The organism is Paraburkholderia sp. RL18-085-BIA-A (assembly GCF_046027075.1).
In the GTDB taxonomy this organism is placed as follows: domain Bacteria; phylum Pseudomonadota; class Gammaproteobacteria; order Burkholderiales; family Burkholderiaceae; genus Paraburkholderia.
On the sequence record NZ_JARESU010000021.1, the window covers coordinates 30460 to 52285 of the forward strand.

Genomic DNA, 21826 nt, shown 5'->3' on the forward strand with positions numbered 1-21826 from the left:
TTTTCGTGAACGGGAGGGCAAGCATGTCGGAAATCGCGGTGGTGGCAATCTCGGTGGCCAAGCCGGGCTATGAGGAGCAGTTGCGTCAGGCGCTCGAAGGTATTGTCGGGCCGACGCGCAAGGAGCCGGGCGCGCTTCAGTACGACCTGCATCGCGACGTGCAGGAGCCACGCCGGTTTGTGTTCGTCGAGCGGTGGGAAAGTCAGGAGGCGCTCGCGGCGCACGCGAAATCCGCGCACATCGCGGCTTACAGGAAGGTAGTGGCGGATTGGGTCGAACACGCGGAAATTCGCGTCGTGTCGAAGATCGCCTGAGCGGTCAGACTCAGACTCAGGCGAGCCGCATAAGGGCGAGTGACGTGCATGGCCGGTGCCGGCTCGCGCTTCACTCGCCGTTTATTTTAGTGGGTGGCTTGCGGGACGTCGAGGATCAGGATGATGGTCCAGTCGGCATCGCCGTCGTGATGGTACTGGCGTTCCGCGACGATAAACGGTTGCTGCTTGCCGTCCGGGCCGAGAAATAGCACGTCGCCTTCCATCGGCAGGCACTCGACGGGCGGCAGCGCGAGGAACGCTTCCTGACCGCCGCGCGGCATCAGTTTTTCAATCTTGCGAGATGCTGCTTCGGTCCATTCGATGTCTAGCTGGATGTTGCTCATGCTGTCCTCCGCACCAGGGTGCGCACGGGTTAGGGGATTCCGGCCGGGTGCCGGTTGGTGCGCGACTTTAGCACACCGACAGCCGGGCGCCGAACGCCGGGCGCGGGCCGGCGGGGCAAAGTTCACGCCGCGCTTCGAGATCTGGCGCCGGCTCTCCGCCGCGCGTTGCGGCGCGTGCTCGCGGGTCTTTTGCGCGTGCTCCTGGAAGTCCATTAGACAGCAAAAAAGCCGAAGCCGGCAGTGCCGGCTTCGGTTGTACGTCTTGGCGGCGAGGGTGCGGCGCGCGCCCCGGGCTGCGCTTACGAACTCGAAGCGTCGGCCTTCTTGTGATGATGCGGAGCCGTCTTGTGATGTTTCTCGGGCGCTGGCGCGCTTTGCATGGCTTGCTGGCGGTTCTGCAAATCCTGCGCGCGCTGTTCGACGTCGGCGGCCTTGGCCGGATCGGTGCTCATGGTGATGCCGTTGTCCTGCGCGTAAGCCGCGCCTGTGATGGCAGTGAGGGAAACCAGGATTGCCACGGACACTTTTTTCATCGTTACCTCCGCAGTTGGTTGTGGATTCGAATATTGCCTGTCCAGTGGAAAGACAATGCATTCTAGCCAGCAATCTCCGCTCCAGCAGACGGTTTTGTAACTTCCTTAACGATTTGTTACAACTCGTCCTTTTCGTTTGCGCTGGGTCGCGAAACGGGGCAATTCCATACGCATCAAGCATTCGCGTGTCGGAACAAAAATCCCGCCGACTGATGCCTGGGATTTTCAGAACCATCCAATTGCGCGATATAGATGAAATTGCGCGATCCCCCCGAGTTCATGTAGAGCGATCTCTGCGTTCACGAGATTGACATAGCGCGGCAGTACACCGAGACGTGCGTGCCGCGCGCTCGAAATGAGCGGCTGCGGCGCAACGCCGAAACAGTGAAAGTCGAGCAACGCGCGCCGCATGTGGTAGGCGGAGGTGACGAGTATCAGGGCGTCGTAATGCGATTGCGACAGGATGGCCGAGACATTGCGCGCGTTTTCATACGTCGTGCGGCTGCTGTTTTCCAGCACGATGTCCGCGCGCGGCACGCGCTGGCGCAACAGGTAGGGCAGATAGGTGTCGGCCTCGGTCGCGTCATGCCGCTGTGGATTACCGCCGCTTACGATAACCTGACATGTGGCTTCCGTTCGTTTGCAGGCGGCATAGTTGTCCGCGCTCATCTTGATGCGGGCGAGGACGTCGCGTGGCGGCACGAGCATGTTGTCGCGGTCATAAATTGTGCCGCCGCCCAGCAGGATGATCGCGGTGCGCGGCGCAAAGGTGGCGGACGCGGTGCTCGGCTCTCGCGGCTGCACGAGATCCAGCAACGGCGCGGTCAGCCAGCCGGTGGCCAGCAGCCAGAACAGGACGACCGTGAGCAGGATGAGGGGGCGACGGGCGCTCTTCCATCGCACGATTGCTGCAAAAAAAAGCGCTAATAAAGTGAATAGAATCAATTTAAATGGGGTAACGTATGTCTTTCGGGACAAATCTACGGGCCTGCTATCGCGCCGCAGCGGTTGCATCGCCGGCTCTTGGACAGAACGCTACCATGCCGTTCGACGGGGGTTCCGAAACGAGACCAGGCAGCACCTGGCGGAATCGGCTGTATGAAGTGCGGCCAGTTTCCAGCCAAGGGCGGGTGCTACGCGCGTCACTGGTGGCGCGGTGACGCGTTGGGCATAGATGTGTCATAGCTGCACTTTAAGAAAGAAGTGAGATGACCACGTATTCCAACGAAGCGGTACTTGAAGCGCTGCGGCGGGCGCAATATCGTCAGGTCCCATGGGCCAGAAGGCCGGGCGTTTTCCAATATCTTCGCGCGCTGGGCCTGATGGACACCGTTCGCCAGCGCACCGTCGCTCCGGCACCGGGCTTTCATGCACCTGTCGACATCGCTGTGCTCACCGAGCGGGGAAAAGCCGAGTTCGCGCGGCTCGCACATGACGAACGCCTCCTCAGCTGGACTGCACAGCGGATGAACGACTACGTCGTCGCCCCGTTCGAGGCGCGCTCCACCGCTGCTCTCGAAGTCCGATCTTAAGCCGCGGGGCGCGTGACGCGGGTTGCCCCGCTGCCTGGCGGCATGTGGTGTTTTCGCTCTCTTCATTTATGGAAACGGACCGCCGGCTGGCGTCCTAACGGGTGCTTGCGCGAAAAAAAAGCCCGTATCGCGAGGATACGGGCGTACCGGAATTACTACTGCCACGCTGTGCTAATGGCGTTAAATGAGACTGGTCCGGCGCGGTGTGGTTCCCTGATTATTCAAAATGGTATTGCCGAGCATGATTCAAGGCTCTGCCGATAGAGCCGATGTCCGCCAAATATGGGGATCAACCGACGCAGGAGGGCCGACTACACCGGAGCCGACTACACCGCCTGCGGCCACCGACATCAGGCGATCGGATCTCCGGCAACCACTCGTTTTAACGATGGCGCCCCCCATCTTCTCGAGGCGTATCAGGCCGCGCCCGTACGTTACTGGCAATATCCCCGCGCAAGTCTCCGCGCGGCGCCGGAGGCGTGAAATCGCGGTTGCGCGTTTCGCTTTGCTGCCAGGCTTCGAGTGCCGCCGAACGATCCGGCCGCCAGTTCCAAGCCTGTGGGCGCTGTTGTGCAAGCGTTGGTGCGGCCATTGATGAAATCACAATGCCGCACAGAAGCAGTGACATTGGTTTCATGCGGAGCTCCCGTCAAGCCCATTCGACTCAAGGCCTGTTTGCATACGTATAAAGGTATGCCGGGGCGCGAAAGCACGCTGTAAGTAATAGTAAATGGATGTTTCATCGCCTGCCCGCGCGCTGCTCTTGGGGCGACTGGCCTTGCGTATGGCCAGGCACAGGGTAGGGACGACAGGATTGGGCGCGCCCGGTGGCGGTGCCCATAGCGGGGCCAGCGGATGCCGACATGCGGTCGGGCGGCCCAGATGCATGCCGGGCGCCCGCAGGCGCCCGGAGGTGAAACGGCGCTGGCGTCAGGCCATCTTGACCGGCGCGCGCCACGATTCCGGATTGGTCCAGAACGCGCCGCGCAGGCGGTCACGGCTCGGCGGTGCCGGCGGTTTGGCAGCGGTTGCGCCGATCCGGCCGCGCAGCGAGATTTCACGGCCGCTCGTGCCGAGTCGCTTAACTATTTCGGCGAGCGTACCATCGGCTTGCCATTCGTCGAAGCGACGGCGGCAAGTCGGCGGCGACGGGTAACGGCCCGGCAGTTTCGACCAGCCTTCGCCGGTCGACAGCACCCAAAGCACAGCGTTGACAACCGCGCGCGCTTCCACGCGCGGCCGACCGCGCCGTTCGCTCCGTGCCGGTTCAGCACAGAACAAAGCCTCGACCAGCGCCCACTCGTTGTCTCTCAAATCGTCGAACAGCATCATGTTTCACCTCAGCGAAGCTAACTCCGGTGCGCTGCCCCGCGCCGCGCACTCTCCATGCACTCGATAGGCGAGTGCCAAGGGGGTCGGGCTTGCCACGGTCTGCTATTGAGCCAGCAGTCATGGCGCCGATCCTGTGTGCATGTAAATGCAGGAAGTGTGCCAAGTTGATTCCGACTGCCTCAAAGCCCTGTGACGGCGGGCCAGCGCGGGCGCTAGCTAGGGGCGTATAAGAATCCAAAAAACCTATCTCGCAAATCGGGACAATCACCAATCTTGTGCACCGAGGCCCGACCAACGTGCGTTTGCGCCGCATTGCTGCATTGCAGCGAAAATCCCCATAAGGGGCGCGGCGGCTTTTTGGCCTTACAATTCGCATCAAATGGCGTTATTGATGAGGCTGATAAATGAATGTAACGCTGCGTCAACTCAGGGTTTTCATCGAGGTCGCCCGCCTGCAAAGCTTCAGCCGGGCCGGCGATGAAATCGGCCTGACGCAATCGGCAGTGAGCCGCTGTGTGCGCGAACTCGAGGGCGAAATCGGCCTCAAGCTGATCGATCGCACCACGCGTGACGTACAACTCACCGATGTGGGCGGCAACCTCGTGTCGAGCGTGTCGCGTCTTTTGTCGGATCTCGACGACGCGCTGCGCGAAATCCGCGAAATCGGCGAGCAGCGGCGCGGGCGCGTGGTGGTGGCCGCCAGTCCGACTGTCGCGTGCCGGCTGATGCCGCGCGTGGTGGCGTCGTGCGGGCGGCAATTCCCGTACATTGCACTGGGCCTGCGCGACGACGTGCAGAGCGACGTGGTGCGCAAGGTCAAGTCCGGCGAGGTCGATTTCGGCGTGGTCATCGGCCCGCTTTCCGCCGACGACCTGCTCAACGAAGCGCTCATGACTGACTCGTTCTGCCTCGTCTCGCGTGACGACCACCCCTTGGCGGCGCTTGAGCAGGTGGCGTGGACGGACCTCGAAGGCCAGCAGCTCGTACTGCTCGATTACGCGTCGGGCAGCCGGCCGATCATCGACGCCGCGATGCAGGAATACGGGGTGAGCGCCACGGTGGTGCAGGAGCTGGGGCATTCTGCGACTGTTTTTGGGCTCGTCGAGGCGGGCGTCGGGGTGAGCGTGCTGCCGTGGCTGGCGTTGCCGCTGCCGGCTGGCGCTTCGATGGTGGCGCGACCGCTCGTGCCGCGTGCGGAGCGCACGGTCGAACTTGTGCGGCGGCGCGATCGCTCGCTGTCGCCCGCGGCGGAGGCGGTGTGGGGCTTGATCCGTCAATTGCCAGCGCGGGCGGAGGACCTGAGCTAGTTTCGGCTGCGCGGTGAAACGCGTCTCCAGGTCCTGAGCCGTAACGGATGTCGAAAATCTACCCGGCGAGGCGAGCGTCGCCGCGCACGCAAACCGTGCGGTAGCTGTCCTTTCCTCGGTGCCGGGCCGGCTGCCGGCCTCGCTGCTTTCAAGAGATGCGTCGGGCTAAACTATCGCCTTCCCTGAGTATCACCCTTTATATTTCTCCGTCCGGAAGTCTCGATGAGCGAATTGGATCTGTCTGTGCCGTCCATCCCGAATGCGCGCGACGCTGTGCGCGCGCTGCGTCCTTCGCAAATTCGTGAAGTCGCCAACGCCGGTTTCGGCGTCGACAACGTGCTGCCGTTCTGGTTCGGCGAATCCGACCGGGTCACGCCGGCTTTCATTCGCGACGCCGCCAGCTCCGCGCTGGCCGCCGGCGCGACGTTCTACACGCATAACCTGGGAATCGCGCCGTTGCGCGCGGTACTCGCGAACTACGTCAGCGAACTGCACGGCGCCACCTCGCCGGACCACGTCGCGGTCACGAGCGCCGGCGTCAATGCGTTGATGCTTGCGGCGCAACTGGTCGTGGGCGCTGGCGATCGAGTCGTCGCGGTGACCCCGCTGTGGCCGAATCTGGTTGAGATTCCCAAGATTCTTGGCGCGCATGTCGAGACGGTCGCGCTGGACTATGGCGAGCGCGGCTGGCAGTTCGACGTCGAGCAGTTGCTGGCGGCGCTGACACCCAACACGAAAATGCTGCTGATCAACTCGCCGAACAATCCGACCGGCTGGGTGATGAGCCGTGAAGACCAGCGCACCGTGCTCGCTCATTGCCGGCGCCACGGCATCTGGATCGTCGCCGACGAAGTCTACGAGCGTCTCTTCTATGGGGACGCCGAGTCGGCTAACTCGGCGGCGAGCAGCGCGCAGGCGCGTACGGCACCGTCGTTCCTCGATCTCGCCGCGCGCAACGAGCGTGTGATCTGCGTGAACTCGTTCTCGAAGGCGTGGCTGATGACCGGCTGGCGGCTTGGCTGGATCGTTGCGCCGTCCGAATTGATGGACGATCTGGCCAAGCTGGTCGAGTACAACACCTCGTGCGCGCCTTCGTTTGTTCAGCAGGCGGGCATTGCGGCCGTTGAGCAGGGCGAGCGCTTCACCCGGGAACTGGTGCACGACCTGAAGGCGTCGCGCGACCATCTGGTGCGCGCGCTATCCGCCGTGCCGGGTGTCGACGTCAAGGCGCCGCCCGGCGCGATGTACCTGTTTTTCTCGATGCCGGGCGCGTCGCGCAGCCTCGAGCTATGCAAGGCGCTGGTGCGCGAAGTGGGGCTGGGCGTGGCGCCCGGCAGTGCGTTCGGTGCGCAGGGCGAAGGTTTCGTGCGCTGGTGCTACGCGTGCGACACGGCGCGGCTCGACGCAGGTGTGGAGCGTCTGCAGCGGTTCCTGGCGCGTCACGGGACCTGTTAATGAGTCTGACGGAGAAATAGCGGGTCGGGCAACTGAAAATGCCTAGTAAAAGGGCGGATTTTTCGCGGGTTTTCCCCCGTTTTTCCGCTCAGCTTCGCCGGCTGAAGCGCTGCCAGAAAATGCGCCGGGGATTTCGTCTTTACGCACTGATTGTTTTTGCGTAATATGGCGCTCAGTCACGCGATTCCTTTTCAGGAATATCGCTGCTCCGTCCGGCTGGGTTTGGCTCGATAGTCTGTTTCGCCTCCCCCCGGTGCGTGCTCCCATCAATATGACCGATCAGAATCGGGCGAGCGCGTCTTCAGTTCCACATCGTCTGTTTGATCCGGTTCTTTGACCACAGGGTCTGACCTAGCTGCATGAATACCCAAGAGGCGAAGATCGTCCTCGAGACTGCCTTGATCTGCGCGCAGGAGCCGTTAAAGCTCGGCGAGTTGCGCAAGCTCTTTGCCGACGGCGTGTCGGCAGACACCGTTCGGACTTTGCTCGAAGACCTCAAGCAGGACTGGTCTGGGCGCGGTGTGGAGCTGGTCGGGCTGGCGTCGGGCTGGCGGTTTCAAAGCAAGCCCGCGATGCGTTCGTATCTGGATCGTTTGCATCCTGAGAAGCCGCCGAAATATTCGCGCGCGGTGCTCGAAACGCTCGCGATCATTGCCTACCGGCAGCCGGTGACGCGTGGCGATATCGAAGAGATTCGCGGCGTGACGGTGAATACTCAGGTCGTCAAGCAGCTCGAAGATCGAAGCTGGATCGAAGTGATCGGTCATCGTGATGTGCCAGGCCGTCCGGCGTTGTATGCGACCACGCGGCAATTCCTCGACGATCTGGGACTGACCGCGCTCGACGAGTTGCCGCCGCTGGCCGATCCGTCGGCGCAGTTGAACGCGGATCTGCTCGGCCAGCATGCGATCGAGTTTGCCGATAGCGAGGCTGGCGAGGCCGTGCAGGAGCCGGCGGTGGGCGAACAAGGCGAGGCCGAGGTTGGCGAGCACGCGGAATCGGTGCAGCCAGCCCAAGCGCCTGTAGCAGACGCAACGGTGGCCGAGTTGCGCGAAGCCGAAGCAGCCGGCAACGCCGCCGAAGCCGCTCCGGCGGTGGAGTCGCAGCCGGACGCGCCGGCCGCGCAAGAACATGCCGAAACGGCACATGCAGCATCGCGGGCCGGTATCGCCGGATCCGCACAGAACCACGATCCGGTCTCCCAGGCCGATCCGGCAATACCCGCGCACGACTCGGGCGTACTCCGCAATACGGAGCGCGCCGCCGAGCCGAACCCGACCACGGCGGCGCACGGCGATCCTGAAGATCGTCGCGATGCCGCACAGGACGCAGGCGTGCTGACCGACGACGAACCCGAGTCGCGCAGCGCCTGACGTAACCGAACTTTTTTGCCACGCCCGCAACGGGCGTGCGCGACCTGACATTTTGAGGTTGTTTTGACACATACCCACGACACCGATTCGTCCGAATCCGAGCGCGCCGTGCCGTCGGCGCGGGCCGACGAAGCGCGCACCACGCAAGCGTCGGCAGGCGAGGGCGAGCGCCCGGCACAGAGCGCGGAAGCAGACGGCGAAGACCGTCCGCGCCGCGGCCTGCGTCGCGGACCGCGCAGCCTGATCGCGCGGCGCCGCGCCGGGGCGAAGGCGAAGGGCGCCGAAGGGGCGCCCGCGCAAGGCGCGCCGGTCGCCACCGAGGCGCCGCCGGACGGCGAGGTGGTCGCGCAAGTGCGCATGCCGCGCAAGGAAGCGGGTGCCAAGAGCCAGGGCTCGCGACGCAACGCCCAGGCGGGCGGCGCGAAGCGGGAGGGTGGTCAACGCGACGCCGCGCCGCGCGAAGGTCAACGTGAAGGTCAGCGTGAGCGCCAGCCGCGCGAAGGCGGTCAGCGCCAGCAGAATCGCCGGGGCGGCGAAGCGGCGGCGGCCCCCGACGCGGGCCAGGACGATCTGTTCTCGTACGTGACCTCGCCCGCGTTCGACGCGGACAACAGCGCCACCGGTGGCGTGCGCGCGCCGATGCTGCGTCGTGGCAAGCCGGTTGCGCCCAAGCGCGTGCTCGCGGCCGACGACGACGCGCCGAAACTGCACAAGGTGCTGGCCGAAGCGGGCATGGGTTCGCGCCGTGACATGGAAGAACTGATCGTCGCCGGACGGGTTTCTGTGAATGGAGAGCCGGCTCACATTGGCCAGCGCATCATGCCGACCGACCAGGTCCGCATCAACGGCAAGCCGGTCAAGCGCAAGCTGGCCAACAAGCCTCCGCGCGTGCTGCTGTATCACAAACCGACCGGCGAAATCGTCAGTCACGCGGATCCGGAAGGCCGTCCGTCGGTGTTCGATAACCTGCCGCCGATGAAAACCGCCAAATGGCTCGCGGTCGGCCGCCTCGACTTCAATACCGAAGGTCTGCTGATGCTGACCACGTCGGGCGATCTGGCGAACCGCTTCATGCACCCGCGTTACAGCGTCGAGCGTGAATATGCAGTGCGCGTGGTCGGCGAACTGGCCGAAGGTATGCGTCAGAAGCTGCTGCACGGCGTCGAGCTGGACGATGGTCCGGCGAACTTCCTGCGCATCCGCGACGGCGGTGGCGAAGGCACCAACCACTGGTATCACGTCGCGCTTGCCGAAGGGCGTAACCGCGAAGTTCGTCGTATGTTCGAGGCAGCCGGCCTGATGGTCAGCCGCCTGATCCGCACGCGTCACGGCCCGATCTCGCTGCCCAAGGGTCTGAAACGCGGCCGTTGGGAAGAGCTCGAGGACAATCAGGTGCGTGCGCTGATGGCCTCGGTCGGCCTGAAGGCGCCGGCGGAAGAGCGCGGCGGCCGCAGTTCGGCGCCGGAGCGCAAGCAGCCGGACCCGATGCAAACCTCGATGGGTTTCATCGGCCGTGAACCCGTGTTGATGTCGCATAGCCGTTTCGAGCAGCAACCGCGCGGCCAGGGCCGGCGCGGCGCGGCGGGCGGTGGCTTCGGCGGCGGCGCGGGCTCGGGCGCGGGTCTCGGCGGCGGCTACGGCAATCGTGGCGCGGGCCGCGGCGCCGGTGGTTTCGGCAGCGCGCTGGGCGGCGGCACGGGTGGCCCGCGGGGTGGCCGTGAGGTCGACGGCAATCGCGCGCCGCCCCCTAACGGCAATCGCGCCGCCGGCGGCAAGCGTGCCGGTGGCAGCGGTGCAAATCCGGGCGGCAATCGCGGACCCGGCGGCAACCGCGGCGGCAACGCCAATCGCGCGGGCGGCGGCAATGCCAACCCGGGCGGCGCCAATCGTGGCGGCGGCGCGCCGCGTGGCCGTTCGCGGGGGCGGTAAGCCGCGAGCTTAGCCGCGCATGACAGCGGCCGCGAATCGTTCTTTAACGGTTTCACGGTCGCCGTCCGAATCGATCGACGCTCGCCGCGCGTTTCAGACAACGCATCAACCGCGGTGTACGCAAAAATGGGGCAGGGCTTATTCGTCCGTGCTTGCCGAACGTCGGCTTCAGCGGGGAAGGCCGCCTTGCAAAAGGCCTGAAACGCCCCCAAATTGTCGAAAGATTCCCATGAAATCAAGCGGAAATGCGCTTCGCACGGGTTCTGCGGTTTGCGTTTGTCCCGAAAAATGGCTACAATCGCGAAGTCGCTGGGCGTGCGGCTTTTCACATGCGGCTCAGGTGCGACCACCGGTAATAAGATGATGGGCGTTTAGCCCATTTTTTTTTGCCGCTCAGTTCATCGTGGTTCGGCATCTCGGGTTCGCACTAACGTGCGCCGGCTTGGCGCGCGGCCCGCATTGGTTGTTTGCAAAACAGGCGGCAGGCTCGCTGCGCGAACATCTAAGAGGGCACTGTGCAACTGACGGAACTGATTGAAACCACGGTCGTGGGACTCGGCTACGAGCTCGTCGATCTCGAGCGCACCGGGCGCGGCATGTTGTGTATCTATATCGACCAGCCGGCCGGCATCGCGATCGAAGACTGCGAGAAAGTCACGCGTCAGCTCCAGCACGTTCTGACGGTCGAAAATATCGAATACGAGCGGCTTGAAGTGTCGTCGCCGGGTCTCGACCGCCCGCTGAAAAAACTGGCGGATTTCGAACGCTTCGCAGGCAGCGAAGTGGTAATCACATTGAAAAAGCCATTGGACGGACGGAAATCGTACCGGGGCATCCTGCATGCTCCGCAAGGCGAAACGATCGGTCTGGAATTTGAAGGGAAGGAAGGCGCCGCGATGCTCGATTTCACGCTCGCGGACATGGACAAAGCACGCCTCGTTCCGAAAGTTGACTTTAGGAGCCGCAAACAATGAGTCGCGAAGTGTTGATGCTGGTGGATGCGCTGGCACGCGAGAAGAATGTCGACAAAGACGTGGTATTTGCCGCGCTCGAAGCGGCTCTCGCTTCGGCCTCCAAGAAACTCTTCGAAGAAGATGCGGACATCCGCGTCCATATCGACCGTGAAAGCGGCGAGCACGAAACGTTTCGCCGCTGGAAAGTGGTGCCGGACGAAGCCGGTTTGCAGGAGCCGGATCAGGAAATCCTGCTGTTCGAAGCCCGCGAGCAGAAGCCCGAAATCCAGCTCGACGAGTTCATCGAAGAACCGGTGCCGTCGATCGAATTCGGCCGTATCGGCGCGCAGGCCGCCAAGCAGGTGATCCTGCAGAAGGTGCGCGACGCCGAGCGCGAGCAGATCCTGAACGACTTCCTCGAGCGCGGCGAGCACATCATGACCGGCTCGGTGAAGCGTCTCGACAAGGGCAACTTCATCGTCGAAACCGGCCGTGTCGAAGCGCTGCTGCGCCGCGACCAGCTGATTCCGAAGGAAAACCTGCGCGTGGGCGATCGCGTGCGCGCCTACATCGCGAAGGTCGATCGCACCGCGCGCGGTCCGCAGATCGAGCTGTCGCGCACGGCGCCCGAATTCCTGATGAAACTGTTCGAGATGGAAGTGCCGGAAATCGAACAGGGTCTGCTCGAAATCAAGGCGGCCGCCCGCGATCCGGGCGTGCGCGCGAAGATCGGCGTGGTCGCGTACGACAAGCGCATTGATCCGATCGGCACCTGCGTCGGCATTCGCGGTTCGCGCGTGCAGGCGGTGCGTAACGAGCTCGGTGGCGAAAACGTCGACATCGTGCTATGGTCGGAGGATCCCGCACAGTTCGTGATCGGCGCGCTCGCGCCGGCAGCCGTCCAGTCGATCGTCGTCGATGAAGAAAAGCACTCGATGGACGTCGTCGTAGACGAAAACGAACTGGCGGTCGCGATCGGCCGCAGCGGCCAGAACGTGCGTCTTGCCAGCGAACTCACCGGCTGGCAGATCAACATCATGACGCCGGACGAATCTGCGCAAAAGCAGAATCAGGAGCGCGGTGTACTGCGTGACCTGTTCATGGCGCGTCTCGATGTCGACGAAGAAGTCGCCGACATCCTGATCGACGAAGGCTTCACGAGCCTCGAAGAGATCGCTTATGTGCCGCTCAACGAAATGCTCGAAATCGAAGCATTCGACGAAGACACCGTTCACGAACTGCGTAATCGCTCGCGCGACGCGCTGTTGACGTTGGCAATCGCGAATGAAGAAAAGGTCGAAAATGTGGCGCTCGACCTGAAGAGCCTGGACGGCATGGACGCCGACCTGCTCGCGAAGCTGGCCGAACACCAGGTCCAGACGCGCGACGAACTCGCCGAGCTGGCCGTGGATGAACTGGTCGAGATGACCGGAATGGAAGAGGATGCCGCTAAGGCGTTGATCATGAAAGCACGTGAACACTGGTTCCAGTGAGAAATGACCATGGCGCACTAAATTGAACGCGGCCGTCAGGCCGCATGACCCGATGCTAACCGCAAGGAATCGGTCCTTGCATTAAGAGGAATGAATGGCGAGTAACAACGTAGCCCAATTTGCCGCGGAACTGAAAATGCCTGCAGGCGTGCTGCTCGAGCAGCTGCAGGCGGCGGGCGTCCAGAAAGCGAGCGAAGACGACAACCTGTCCGAGGCGGACAAGGCGCGTCTGCTCGACCACTTGCGCAAGTCGCATGGCTCGAACGATGCCGACAAGCGCAAGATCACGCTGACGCGCCGGCATACATCGGAAATCAAGCAGTCCGATGCGACGGGCAAAGCTCGCACCATTCAGGTCGAGGTGCGCAAGAAGCGTACTTTCGTCCGCCGCGACGAAACCTCCGCTGAAGGCGGGGATGCATCGAATCATGCGGCTGAAGGCGCCGAGGTCGACGACCTGGAGTTGCAGCGCCGTGAAGAGGAAGCACGCCACGAAGCCGAACTGCTCGAGAAGCAGGCTCAGGAGCTGAAAGCGCGCCAGGAACAACTGGAACGCGAAGAAGCCGAGCGTCAGGCGCGCGAGCAGGCTGCTGAAGCCGAGCGTCGTCGCGCTGAAGAAGAAGCGGCGAAAAAGCGCGCTGCGGCTGCGGCCGAAGCGGCAGCCCGCGAGAATGCCCAGCAGACGGTGCAAGCTGCGCAGGCGGTGGCCGCGAAGGCCGAGCCGGCGCCTGCCAAGGCGGCGGAGCCAGTGGTCGCCAAGGAAAGCGAGCAGGACGACGAACGCGCAGCGGCTGAACGTGCTGCGCAACGCGAAGCCGCGAAGAAGGCAGAAGACGCAGCGCGTCAGGCTGCCGAGAAAGCGCGTGCCGAGCAGGAAGAAATCGCCAAGCGCCGTGCTGCGGCGGAAGCCGAAGCGCGCGCCATTCGCGAAATGATGAGTACGCCGCGCAAGGCGCAGGTGAAGGCGCCGGAACCGGCACCGAAGCCCGCCGAGCCGGCCAAGGCTGCGGAAGCCAAGGGCACGCTGCACAAGCCGGCACGTCCGGCTGGTGAAGCAGCGGCGCGTCCGGCGGCAGCCCGCAAGCCGGCTGCTGCAGCTCCGGCTGCCACCACCACGCCGTCCGTCGGCGACAAGAAGAAGCCGGGCGGCGGCAAGGGCGGCTGGCAGGATGACGCAGCGAAGCGCCGCGGCATCAAGACGCGCGGCGATACGAGCGGCGGGGTCGATCGTGGCTGGCGCGGTGGCCCGAAGGGCCGCGGCAAGCATCAGGATCAAAGCACCACGTTCCAGGCGCCGACCGAACCGATCGTGCGTGAAGTGCACGTGCCGGAAACCATTACCGTCGCCGATCTGGCGCACAAGATGGCGGTGAAGGCTTCGGAAGTCATCAAGTCGATGATGAAGCTCGGCCAGATGGTCACGATCAACCAGATGCTGGACCAGGAAACGGCGATGATCATCGTCGAGGAACTGGGCCACCACGCGGTTGCGGCCAAGCTGGACGATCCGGAAGCGATGCTGGTCGAAGGCGAAGCGTCCGATGCGGAAGCACTGCCGCGTCCGCCGGTCGTCACGGTCATGGGTCACGTCGACCACGGCAAGACTTCGCTGCTCGACTACATCCGCCGGGCGAAGGTCGCAGCGGGCGAAGCGGGCGGCATTACGCAGCACATCGGCGCTTACCACGTCGAAACGCCGCGTGGCGTGATCACGTTCCTCGACACGCCGGGTCACGAAGCCTTTACGGCCATGCGTGCCCGCGGTGCGAAGGCAACTGACATCGTGATTCTGGTGGTCGCCGCCGACGACGGCGTGATGCCGCAGACGAAGGAAGCGATTGCGCATGCGAAGGCAGGCGGCGTGCCGCTGGTCGTCGCGATCAACAAGATCGACAAGCCGGATGCGAATCCGGAGCGCGTGAAGCAGGAACTCGTCGCGGAAGGCGTCGTGCCGGAAGAGTACGGTGGCGATTCGCCGTTCGTGTCGGTGTCGGCCAAGACCGGCGCGGGCATCGACGATCTGCTCGAAAACGTGTTGCTGCAAGCCGAAGTGCTGGAACTGAAGGCTCCGGTCGACGCACCGGCCAAGGGTCTCGTCATCGAAGCCAAGCTCGACAAGGGTAAGGGTCCAGTTGCAACGATCCTGGTCCAGTCGGGCACGCTGAACCGCGGCGACGTGGTGCTGGCAGGTAGCGCTTACGGTCGTGTGAGAGCCATGCTCGACGAGACCGGCAAGCCGACCAAGTCCGCCGGTCCGTCGATCCCGGTCGAAATCCAGGGTCTGTCGGAAGTCCCGCAAGCAGGCGAAGAAGTCATCGTCATGCCGGACGACCGCAAGGCGCGTGAAGTCGCGCTGTTCCGTCAAGGCAAGTTCCGCGACGTCAAGCTGGCCAAGCAACAGGCCGCGAAGCTCGAGAACATGCTGGAACAGATGGGCGAAGGCGAAGTGCAGTACATGCCGCTCATCGTCAAGGCCGACGTGCAAGGTTCGCAGGAAGCTTTGGTGCAGTCGCTGCTCAAGCTGTCGACCGACGAAGTGCGCGTGCAGATCGTGCACGGCGCCGTGGGCGGCATCAGCGAATCCGACGTCAACCTGGCAACGGCTTCGAAGGCGGTCATCATCGGCTTCAACACCCGCGCGGATGCGCAGGCTCGCAAGCTGGCGGAAGCCAACGGCGTCGATATCCGCTACTACAACATCATCTACGACGCAGTGGATGACGTGAAGGCGGCGATGTCGGGCATGCTGGCGCCGGAGAAGCGCGAAGTCGTGACGGGTACGGTCGAAGTGCGTCAGGTCTTCAAGGTGCCGAAGATCGGCGCGGTGGCAGGCTGTATGGTCACGGACGGTTTCGTCAAGCGCTCGTCGTCGGTGCGCGTGCTGCGCAACAACGTCGTCATCTTCACGGGCGAGCTCGATTCGCTCAAGCGCTTCAAGGACGACGTGAAGGAAGTCCGTCAGGGCTTCGAATGCGGTATGTCGATCAAGAACTTCAACGATATCGTCGAAGGCGATCAGTTCGAGGTCTTCGAGGTCACCGAAGTCGCGCGTTCGCTGTAATTCACGCGGCACGGCTCAACGGGCGGAGCGGGCTTCAACGCCCGCTCCGCCCGTTGTTTTTGGGCCAACCGGTTCGCACCCACGGGTTGGGCGCCCGCGAACAAGCCCGCGGTCAGCTTCTGCCAAACCGCGCTGCTTGCCGGCCGCCCGCATGACGAGCCATGGCTCGCGCGAACCATTTTTTGCATCCGTCAGAGCGGATCACACAACACCATGCCTAAGAAACGTTCTTCTCCCAATCGCAACGTGCAGATCGCCGATCAGATCCAGCGCGATCTGTCCGAGTTGCTGCGCGAGGTCAAAGACCCGCGCATCGGCATCGTCACGATTCAGAGCGTCGAGTTGACGCCGGACTACGCTCACGCGAAAGTCTATTTCACGACGCTGACCGGCGATCCGCAGCAAACGCTCGACGCGCTCATGCATGCAGCGGGCCATCTGCACAATCAGTTGTTCAAGCGGCTGCATATCCATACGGTGCCGACGCTACATTTCCACTACGACAAAACGATCGAACGGGCTGTTGAAATGTCGCGTCTGATCGACGAGGCGAACGCCAATCGCGCGAAAGAAGATTGAGCGCCGTGAGCTGTGGCGCTTGCCGCAATGCCGCGTTGCGCTGCGTCCCGTGCTGTTTCCCGTATTCCTTGACGTCTCTCGCCTTTCTGACATGACCGCACCTCAACGCCCCCGCGTGCCGCGTCGCGCGCTCGACGGCGTGCTGCTACTCGACAAGCCGCTCGGACTGTCGAGCAACGACGCGCTGATTCGCGCGAAGCGTCTCTATCTGGCAAAGAAGGCGGGCCACACCGGCACCCTCGATCCGCTGGCGACCGGCCTGCTGCCGCTGTGTTTCGGCGAAGCCACGAAGTTTTCGCAAGACCTGCTCGAAGCCGACAAGACCTACGAGGCCACCATGCGCCTCGGCATTCGCACGACCACCGGCGACGCCGAAGGCGAAGCGCTCGACACGCGCGACGTAAGGTGCGACGAGACGGCGGTGCAGGCCGTGTTGCCGCAGTTCCTTGGCGATATCGTTCAGGTTCCGCCGATGTATTCGGCGCTCAAGCGCGACGGCAAGCCATTGTACGAATACGCACGCGCGGGCCAGACGGTCGAGCGGGAAGGGCGTCAAGTGACGATTCACGAGCTTGAATTGCTCGCCTGCGCGCTGCCGGACGTGACGTTTCGCGTGACGTGCAGCAAGGGCACGTATGTGCGCACGCTGGCCGAGGATATCGGCGAAGCGCTGGGGTGCGGCGCGCATCTGGTCGCGCTGCGGCGCACCGGCGTCGGCGCGTTGACGCTCGCGAATTCGGTGACGCTCGACGCGTTGTCCGACGCAAACGAGAGCGAACGCGATGCGTGGCTGCAACCGGTGGACGCGTTGCTGTCGACGTTCCCGCTCGTGCGGTTGAACGAAGAACAGACGCGTCGCTTTCTGCATGGCCAGCGTCTGAAGCTCTCCGAACTGGACATTCCCGGCGACGCCGTGAATGCGCCGCGTGTCAGGGTGTATGCCGGGCAAGGCCGCCTGCTGGGTGTCGCGAAGCAAGGCGAGGGCGTGCTCGCGCCCGAGCGCCTGGTGGTGACGACGGCGAGCTAGATCGCTCGCCTCAATATCTCAGGCCAAGGCGCGAGGGCGGCCACGCATTCGCCAACGCGCCCTCAGCCTCGACACTCGGACGAAAAAAGGCGGGACCGCTATCGAACGGTCCCGCCTTTTTTCATATCGCACGGTTCGTCGGACTGAAGCGGTGCCTCAATGCGCGGCCGCAGCCGCCGCACCCGCATCGCCACCGGCGCGTTCCGGCCGTGTGATCCAGATCAGCGCGATCAGCGCGACGAAAATCCCCGCGGACACAAAGAACAGATCGTTCACGCCCAACTGCGCGGCCTGCTGCGTGGCCATCGTGTTGAACAGACCATAGGCCTGCGGCTGACTGAACCCCGCCGCGCCCATCTGGCGAATCGATTGATCGAACACAGGGTTGTACGCATTGGCCTGCTCGGCCAGTTGCGCGTGATGCATGATCGTGCGGTGATCCCACGCGGTCTGGAAGACCGAGGTGCCGATACCGCCGCACATGATCCGCACGAAATTCGACAAGCCCGACGCCGCCGGAATCCGGTTGCCCGGCAACCCCGACAGCGTGATCGATACGAGCGGGATGAAAAACCCGGCCATGCCGATCCCCTGGATCAAGGTGGGCATCAGCAGCGAATAGGTGTCGACCCCGGTCGTATAACGCGAGCGCATCCAGAAACACAACGCGAACACGAGGAACGACAGCGTCGCGATATAGCGTGGGTCGGTGCGCGGCAAAATCTTGCCTGTGATCGGCGACAGCAGGACGGCGAACAGGCCGACGGGCGCCATCACCAGACCGGCTTCGGTCGCTGTGTAGCCGATATCGGTTTGCAGCCACAACGGCAGCAACACGAGATTGCCGAAGTAGAGCCCGTAGCCTATCGACAGCGCGATGGTGCCGCCCGTGAAATTGCGTCGGCTAAACAGCGACAGGTCCACCACCGGATGCTCGGCCGTCAATTCCCACACGATGAAGAACGCAAGCGCGATCACCGAGACCAGCGCCAGGACGACGACGGTCGTCGACGAGAACCAGTCGAGGTCCTTGCCCTTGTCGAGCATCACCTGCAACGAGCCGACCCAGACGATCAGCAGGCCAAGGCCGACGCCGTCGATCGGCGCTTTTCTGATCATCGAATCGCGATTGCGGAAGATCATCCACGTCGCCACGGCGGCGATCGCGCCGACCGGGATGTTGACGTAGAAAATCCACGGCCACGAGATGTTGTCCGAGATCCAGCCGCCGAGAATCGGACCGGCCACCGGTGCGATCAGCGTGGTCATCGCCCACATCGATAACGCCATCGGCGCCTTCGCGCGGGGATAGCTGGCGAGCAGCAGCGTTTGCGACAGCGGAATCATCGGGCCGGCCACCGCGCCTTGCAACACGCGTGAAGCCAGCAGGAACGGCAGCGTCGGCGCGAGGCCGCACATCCATGACGAGATCACGAACAGCACGATCGACGCCATGAACAGGCGCACCTGGCCGATGCGGTCGGTGAGCCAGCCGGTCAGCGGCACGGAGATTGCGTTCGCGACCGCGAACGAGGTGATCACCCATGTGCCCTGGTCGGCCGACACGCCGAGGTCGCCGGAAATCGACGGGATCGACACGTTCGCGATCGACGTGTCGAGCACGTTCATGAACACGGCGAGCGACACCGCGATGGTGCCGATCACCAGTTGCGCACCCTCGAGCGGCGGATGAGGGACTTGCGCCTGAACCTGAGCCATTAAGGAAGCCTTCTATGAATCGTCGTTCGGCCTGTATCAGCTTTTCGCGCCGGACTTCGTCGCGCCGGTCTGCACCGACTTCTGCGAGCCGCCGTTCGGGCCGGCGTTTTCCGCGATGATGCGAGCGATTTCCGCGTCGGCTTCATCGCCGTATTTATCGAAGACGTTGGTCTGGTAGGCGGTGTTCGGCGCCTGGCCGAGCTGGCCGCCGTTTTCGTCCTTGATGTTCACGTCGGCTTGCATCGACAAGCCGATGCGCAGCGGGTGCTTGTCAAGCTCCTGCGGATCGAGCGCAATACGCACCGGCAGACGCTGCACCACCTTGATCCAGTTGCCGGTGGCGTTCTGAGCGGGCAGCAGCGAGAACGCCGAACCCGTACCTGCCGAGAAGCCGACCACCTTGCCGTGATACGGCACCGACGAACCGTACACGTCGGCCGTCAGTTCCACCGGCTGGCCGATGCGCATATGTTTGAGTTGCACTTCCTTGAAATTGGCGTCGACCCACACGTCGTGAAGCGGCACGATCGCCATCAGCGGGGTGCCCGGCGACACGCGCTGGCCGACCTGCACCGAGCGCTTGGCGACGTAGCCGGTCACGGGCGCCGGCAGGACATTACGCGCGTGGTTCAGGTACGCGTCGCGGACCTTCGCGGCGGCGGCCTGCACGTTCGGATGGTTCGCGATCGTGGTGTTGGCGGTCAGCGCGCGGTTCGACGCGAGTTGCTGCTTGGCGGCGTCGACGGCGGCTTGCGCGCTCTTCACTGCGTCGCGAGCGTGCGAGATTTCTTCCTGCGACACCGCGCCGGTTTGCGCGACCGTCAGGCGGCGCTTCAGGTCGTCCTGCGCGCGCGACAAATCGGACTGACGCAGTTCGACTTGCGCCTGGTACTGGTTGTCGTCGGCGAACAGGCCGCGCACCTGGCGCACCGTTTGCGCGAGATTCGCCTCGGCCTGTTCCAGCGCGACGCGGGCGTCGGCCGGATCGAGCACGACGAGCGGATCGCCCGCCTTGACGACTTGCGTGTCGTCCGCGTTCACCGCGATCACGGTGCCTGTGACTTGCGGCGTGATCTGCACGACGTTGCCGCTCACGTAGGCGTCGTCGGTGTCTTCATGGAAGCGCGCGACGAGGAAGTAGTACAGGCCGTAGGCGACGGCCGCGATCAGGATCACGATGACGAGTAGCGTCATCATGCGCTTGCGTTTGCCGTTGTTCGCCGGTTGCGACGGCTGTGGGTTAGCCGCGGGCTGCTGGGGGGTGCTCATTGATGTGCTCCGGATTCTCTTGAACGTCGTCGTTTATTCGGATTTGGATGCGTTGGCGCGGGTGGTCGGGCGGGCAGCGCTGCGCACGGGTCAGTTCGCAGCGGCGGTTGCGGCGGGGGCCGACGCCGGGGCGTCGGTCGGCACCACGAGGCCGGTCTGCGTTGCATCGAAACCGCCGCCCAGCGCCTTGATGAGGCCGATCTGCATATTGCGGCGGCGCATCTTCAAGCTCGTCACCGTCTGTTCGGCGGCGAGGCGGTTATCGTCGGCGGTTAGCACCTGCAACTGCGGCGACAGGCCGGCCTTATAGCGGATCACCGCCAGCTGATATGCCTTGCTCGACGCGTCGAGCGCGCGTTGTGCGTCGCCCTCTTGCCGGTCGATCGAACGGATCGACGCAACTTGCGTCGAGACGTCCTGGAGAGCGCTGATCAGCGTCTGGTTGTAGTTCGCCACGTCCAGGTCGAAGTCGGCATAGCGGCCCTTCAACTGCGAGCGCAGCGCGCCGGCGTCGAAAATCGGCAGGTGGATCGCCGGGCCGAACTGGATCTGACGGCTTGACGCGGTGAGGAAGCGGCCCCAGCCGAATGCGTCGAAACCGAAGCCGGCTGCGAGGTTGACGTCCGGGAAGAACTCCGCTTTCGCTTCCTTCACGTCGTGCATCGCAGCTTCGACCTGCCAGCGCGCAGCGACGATATCCGCGCGCCGTGCGACGAGGTCGGCCGGAATATTGTTCGGCAGCGCCACCGGTTCGCCGCCGGTCAGCGTCGGCTTGGCGATTTCCAGGCCACGATCCGGGCCCTTGCCGAGCAGCGCGCCCAACTGGTAGCGCACGACGGTGATCTGGCCGTCGAGGTCGGTCAGGTTCGACTGGCTGGTCGCGATGTTGCCGGCCGCGGTTTGCCGCTCGACGTTGGTGTCGAGGCCGGCCGTCACGCGGCCGTCGGTGATGCGGCCGACGTCCTGGCGGTTGGCGATTTCGTGCTCGGCGATTTCACGGAACGCATACAGCTGCGCGAGCTGGTTGTAGGTGCTTGCCACGGACGCGGCGAGCGTCACGCGCGCCTGCTGCATGTCGGCTTGCGCAGCTCTTTCCTGCGACACGGCCTGGCCGAGGCGCTGGCGGTTCTTGCCCCACAGGTCGAGATCCCACGACGCGCTCGCGAGTACGTTGTTCTCGTTATACCAGGTGCCGCCAAACGGAGGCGGGTAGATCGAGTTCTCGGAGAATATCTCGCGAGTCCACGAATAGCTGGCGTTGACTTTTGGGAACAACGCCGCGCGCGAAGTCTCGATATACGATGACGCCTTCGCGAGCCGCGCCTGCGCCTGCGCGATCGACGGGCTGCCGTCGAGCGCTTCGGCGATCAGCTTGGGCAGTTGCGGATCGCCGAACTCGTTGGCCCAGTCGAGCGACGGCCATTGACCGCCTTCGCCGGGCAGACTCTGCGCGGATTCGTACTGCGTCGGCGACGATATCTGCTTGTCGCTCTTCACGCCGAAGTAGTTCGCGCACCCCGCGAGGGCGAGCGCCGTCACCGCGGCGGCGACAGCGGCCCGGCTCGGAAGCACGGGCGCGGACAGGGAAAGGGATTTCATCGCTCGA

At 63.9% G+C, this 21826-nt stretch carries 18 protein-coding genes and 1 pseudogene; 11 read left to right on the forward strand and 8 right to left on the reverse strand.

Going from position 1 to position 21826, the window contains the following annotated elements:
* Positions 1–23: 23 nt before the first annotated feature.
* Positions 24–314, forward strand: coding sequence for a putative quinol monooxygenase (locus P0D89_RS16735; RefSeq protein ID WP_408365095.1), 291 nt, complete (start codon positions 24–26; stop codon positions 312–314).
* 86 nt (positions 315–400) lie between these two features.
* Here P0D89_RS16735 and P0D89_RS16740 read toward each other — a convergent pair whose 3' ends face one another.
* From P0D89_RS16740 to P0D89_RS16750, 3 genes are all read right to left on the reverse strand, one after another.
* On the reverse strand, positions 401–658 hold the full coding sequence (locus tag P0D89_RS16740; protein WP_007182306.1) for a hypothetical protein: 258 nt from the start codon (positions 656–658) through the stop codon (positions 401–403).
* Between the two features lie 299 nt (positions 659–957).
* Positions 958–1191, reverse strand: coding sequence for a hypothetical protein (locus P0D89_RS16745; RefSeq protein WP_408365093.1), 234 nt, complete (start codon positions 1189–1191; stop codon positions 958–960).
* 225 nt (positions 1192–1416) lie between these two features.
* Positions 1417–2205, reverse strand: a complete 789-nt coding sequence (locus P0D89_RS16750; protein WP_408365091.1) for a YdcF family protein — start codon at positions 2203–2205, stop codon at positions 1417–1419.
* Positions 2206–2399: 194 nt separating this feature from the next.
* Here P0D89_RS16750 and P0D89_RS16755 point away from each other — a divergent pair, with 194 nt between their 5' ends.
* Positions 2400–2723, forward strand: a complete 324-nt coding sequence (locus P0D89_RS16755; protein ID WP_408365089.1) for a hypothetical protein — start codon at positions 2400–2402, stop codon at positions 2721–2723.
* Between the two features lie 382 nt (positions 2724–3105).
* Here P0D89_RS16755 and P0D89_RS16760 read toward each other — a convergent pair whose 3' ends face one another.
* Together P0D89_RS16760 and P0D89_RS16765 are read right to left on the reverse strand one after the other, a co-directional pair.
* A complete protein-coding gene (locus P0D89_RS16760; protein WP_408365087.1) occupies positions 3106–3360 on the reverse strand; it encodes a hypothetical protein in 255 nt (84 codons plus the stop codon).
* 296 nt (positions 3361–3656) lie between these two features.
* A pseudogene (locus P0D89_RS16765) lies at positions 3657–4052 on the reverse strand (transposase); the annotation flags it as partial.
* Positions 4053–4459: 407 nt separating this feature from the next.
* Here P0D89_RS16765 and P0D89_RS16770 point away from each other — a divergent pair.
* The 9 genes from P0D89_RS16770 (at position 4460) to truB (ending at position 17232) form a co-directional block, all read left to right on the forward strand.
* A complete protein-coding gene (locus tag P0D89_RS16770) occupies positions 4460–5362 on the forward strand; it encodes a LysR family transcriptional regulator (RefSeq protein ID WP_408365085.1) in 903 nt (300 codons plus the stop codon).
* 222 nt (positions 5363–5584) lie between these two features.
* Positions 5585–6817, forward strand: a complete 1233-nt coding sequence (locus tag P0D89_RS16775) for a pyridoxal phosphate-dependent aminotransferase (protein ID WP_408365083.1) — start codon at positions 5585–5587, stop codon at positions 6815–6817.
* A gap of 359 nt (positions 6818–7176) precedes the next feature.
* Complete coding sequence (gene scpB / locus P0D89_RS16780; RefSeq protein ID WP_408365081.1) at positions 7177–8190, forward strand: SMC-Scp complex subunit ScpB; 1014 nt, start codon at positions 7177–7179, stop codon at positions 8188–8190.
* Between the two features lie 63 nt (positions 8191–8253).
* Complete coding sequence (gene rluB / locus P0D89_RS16785) at positions 8254–10119, forward strand: 23S rRNA pseudouridine(2605) synthase RluB (protein WP_408376922.1); 1866 nt, start codon at positions 8254–8256, stop codon at positions 10117–10119.
* Between the two features lie 515 nt (positions 10120–10634).
* Positions 10635–11093 carry a ribosome maturation factor RimP gene (gene rimP, locus P0D89_RS16790; RefSeq protein WP_102634599.1) on the forward strand — a complete coding sequence of 153 codons (459 nt, stop codon included), beginning with the start codon at positions 10635–10637 and terminating at the stop codon, positions 11091–11093.
* Entirely contained in the window at positions 11090–12565 is a 1476-nt protein-coding gene (nusA, locus tag P0D89_RS16795) for a transcription termination factor NusA (RefSeq protein WP_149675287.1), read from the forward strand. The genes rimP and nusA overlap by 4 nt, the downstream gene beginning before the upstream one ends.
* A gap of 94 nt (positions 12566–12659) precedes the next feature.
* Entirely contained in the window at positions 12660–15626 is a 2967-nt protein-coding gene (gene infB, locus P0D89_RS16800) for a translation initiation factor IF-2 (RefSeq protein ID WP_408361247.1), read from the forward strand.
* A gap of 213 nt (positions 15627–15839) precedes the next feature.
* A complete protein-coding gene (gene rbfA / locus P0D89_RS16805) occupies positions 15840–16205 on the forward strand; it encodes a 30S ribosome-binding factor RbfA (RefSeq protein WP_408361245.1) in 366 nt (121 codons plus the stop codon).
* A 91-nt stretch (positions 16206–16296) separates the two neighbouring features.
* On the forward strand, positions 16297–17232 hold the full coding sequence (truB, locus tag P0D89_RS16810; protein ID WP_408361243.1) for a tRNA pseudouridine(55) synthase TruB: 936 nt from the start codon (positions 16297–16299) through the stop codon (positions 17230–17232).
* A 156-nt stretch (positions 17233–17388) separates the two neighbouring features.
* Here truB and P0D89_RS16815 read toward each other — a convergent pair whose 3' ends face one another.
* The 3 genes from P0D89_RS16815 to P0D89_RS16825 form a co-directional block, all read right to left on the reverse strand.
* Positions 17389–18951 (reverse strand): DHA2 family efflux MFS transporter permease subunit, encoded by a 1563-nt coding sequence (locus P0D89_RS16815; protein WP_408361241.1) that lies wholly within the window; start codon positions 18949–18951, stop codon positions 17389–17391.
* Positions 18952–18987: 36 nt separating this feature from the next.
* On the reverse strand, positions 18988–20220 hold the full coding sequence (locus tag P0D89_RS16820) for an EmrA/EmrK family multidrug efflux transporter periplasmic adaptor subunit (protein WP_408361239.1): 1233 nt from the start codon (positions 20218–20220) through the stop codon (positions 18988–18990).
* A 90-nt stretch (positions 20221–20310) separates the two neighbouring features.
* Positions 20311–21819: an efflux transporter outer membrane subunit gene (locus P0D89_RS16825; protein WP_408361237.1), complete on the reverse strand. Its 1509-nt coding sequence runs from the start codon at positions 21817–21819 to the stop codon at positions 20311–20313.
* Between the last annotated feature and the right edge of the window lie 7 nt (positions 21820–21826).

What these genes read in the sequence shown, in the direction of transcription:
- P0D89_RS16740 (WP_007182306.1), bottom strand. Translation starts at nt 658, where the DNA reads ATGAGCAACATCCAGCTAGACATCGAATGGACCGAAGCAGCATCTCGC.
- P0D89_RS16770 (WP_408365085.1), top strand. Translation starts at nt 4,460, where the DNA reads ATGAATGTAACGCTGCGTCAACTCAGGGTTTTCATCGAGGTCGCCCGC.
- P0D89_RS16735 (WP_408365095.1), top strand. Translation starts at nt 24, where the DNA reads ATGTCGGAAATCGCGGTGGTGGCAATCTCGGTGGCCAAGCCGGGCTAT.
- P0D89_RS16815 (WP_408361241.1), bottom strand. Translation starts at nt 18,951, where the DNA reads ATGGCTCAGGTTCAGGCGCAAGTCCCTCATCCGCCGCTCGAGGGTGCG.
- truB (WP_408361243.1), top strand. Translation starts at nt 16,297, where the DNA reads ATGACCGCACCTCAACGCCCCCGCGTGCCGCGTCGCGCGCTCGACGGC.
- rbfA (WP_408361245.1), top strand. Translation starts at nt 15,840, where the DNA reads ATGCCTAAGAAACGTTCTTCTCCCAATCGCAACGTGCAGATCGCCGAT.
- P0D89_RS16745 (WP_408365093.1), bottom strand. Translation starts at nt 1,191, where the DNA reads ATGAAAAAAGTGTCCGTGGCAATCCTGGTTTCCCTCACTGCCATCACA.
- P0D89_RS16760 (WP_408365087.1), bottom strand. Translation starts at nt 3,360, where the DNA reads ATGAAACCAATGTCACTGCTTCTGTGCGGCATTGTGATTTCATCAATG.
- P0D89_RS16825 (WP_408361237.1), bottom strand. Translation starts at nt 21,819, where the DNA reads ATGAAATCCCTTTCCCTGTCCGCGCCCGTGCTTCCGAGCCGGGCCGCT.
- infB (WP_408361247.1), top strand. Translation starts at nt 12,660, where the DNA reads ATGGCGAGTAACAACGTAGCCCAATTTGCCGCGGAACTGAAAATGCCT.
- P0D89_RS16820 (WP_408361239.1), bottom strand. Translation starts at nt 20,220, where the DNA reads ATGAGCACCCCCCAGCAGCCCGCGGCTAACCCACAGCCGTCGCAACCG.
- P0D89_RS16775 (WP_408365083.1), top strand. Translation starts at nt 5,585, where the DNA reads ATGAGCGAATTGGATCTGTCTGTGCCGTCCATCCCGAATGCGCGCGAC.
- P0D89_RS16755 (WP_408365089.1), top strand. Translation starts at nt 2,400, where the DNA reads ATGACCACGTATTCCAACGAAGCGGTACTTGAAGCGCTGCGGCGGGCG.
- scpB (WP_408365081.1), top strand. Translation starts at nt 7,177, where the DNA reads ATGAATACCCAAGAGGCGAAGATCGTCCTCGAGACTGCCTTGATCTGC.
- P0D89_RS16750 (WP_408365091.1), bottom strand. Translation starts at nt 2,205, where the DNA reads ATGCAACCGCTGCGGCGCGATAGCAGGCCCGTAGATTTGTCCCGAAAG.
- nusA (WP_149675287.1), top strand. Translation starts at nt 11,090, where the DNA reads ATGAGTCGCGAAGTGTTGATGCTGGTGGATGCGCTGGCACGCGAGAAG.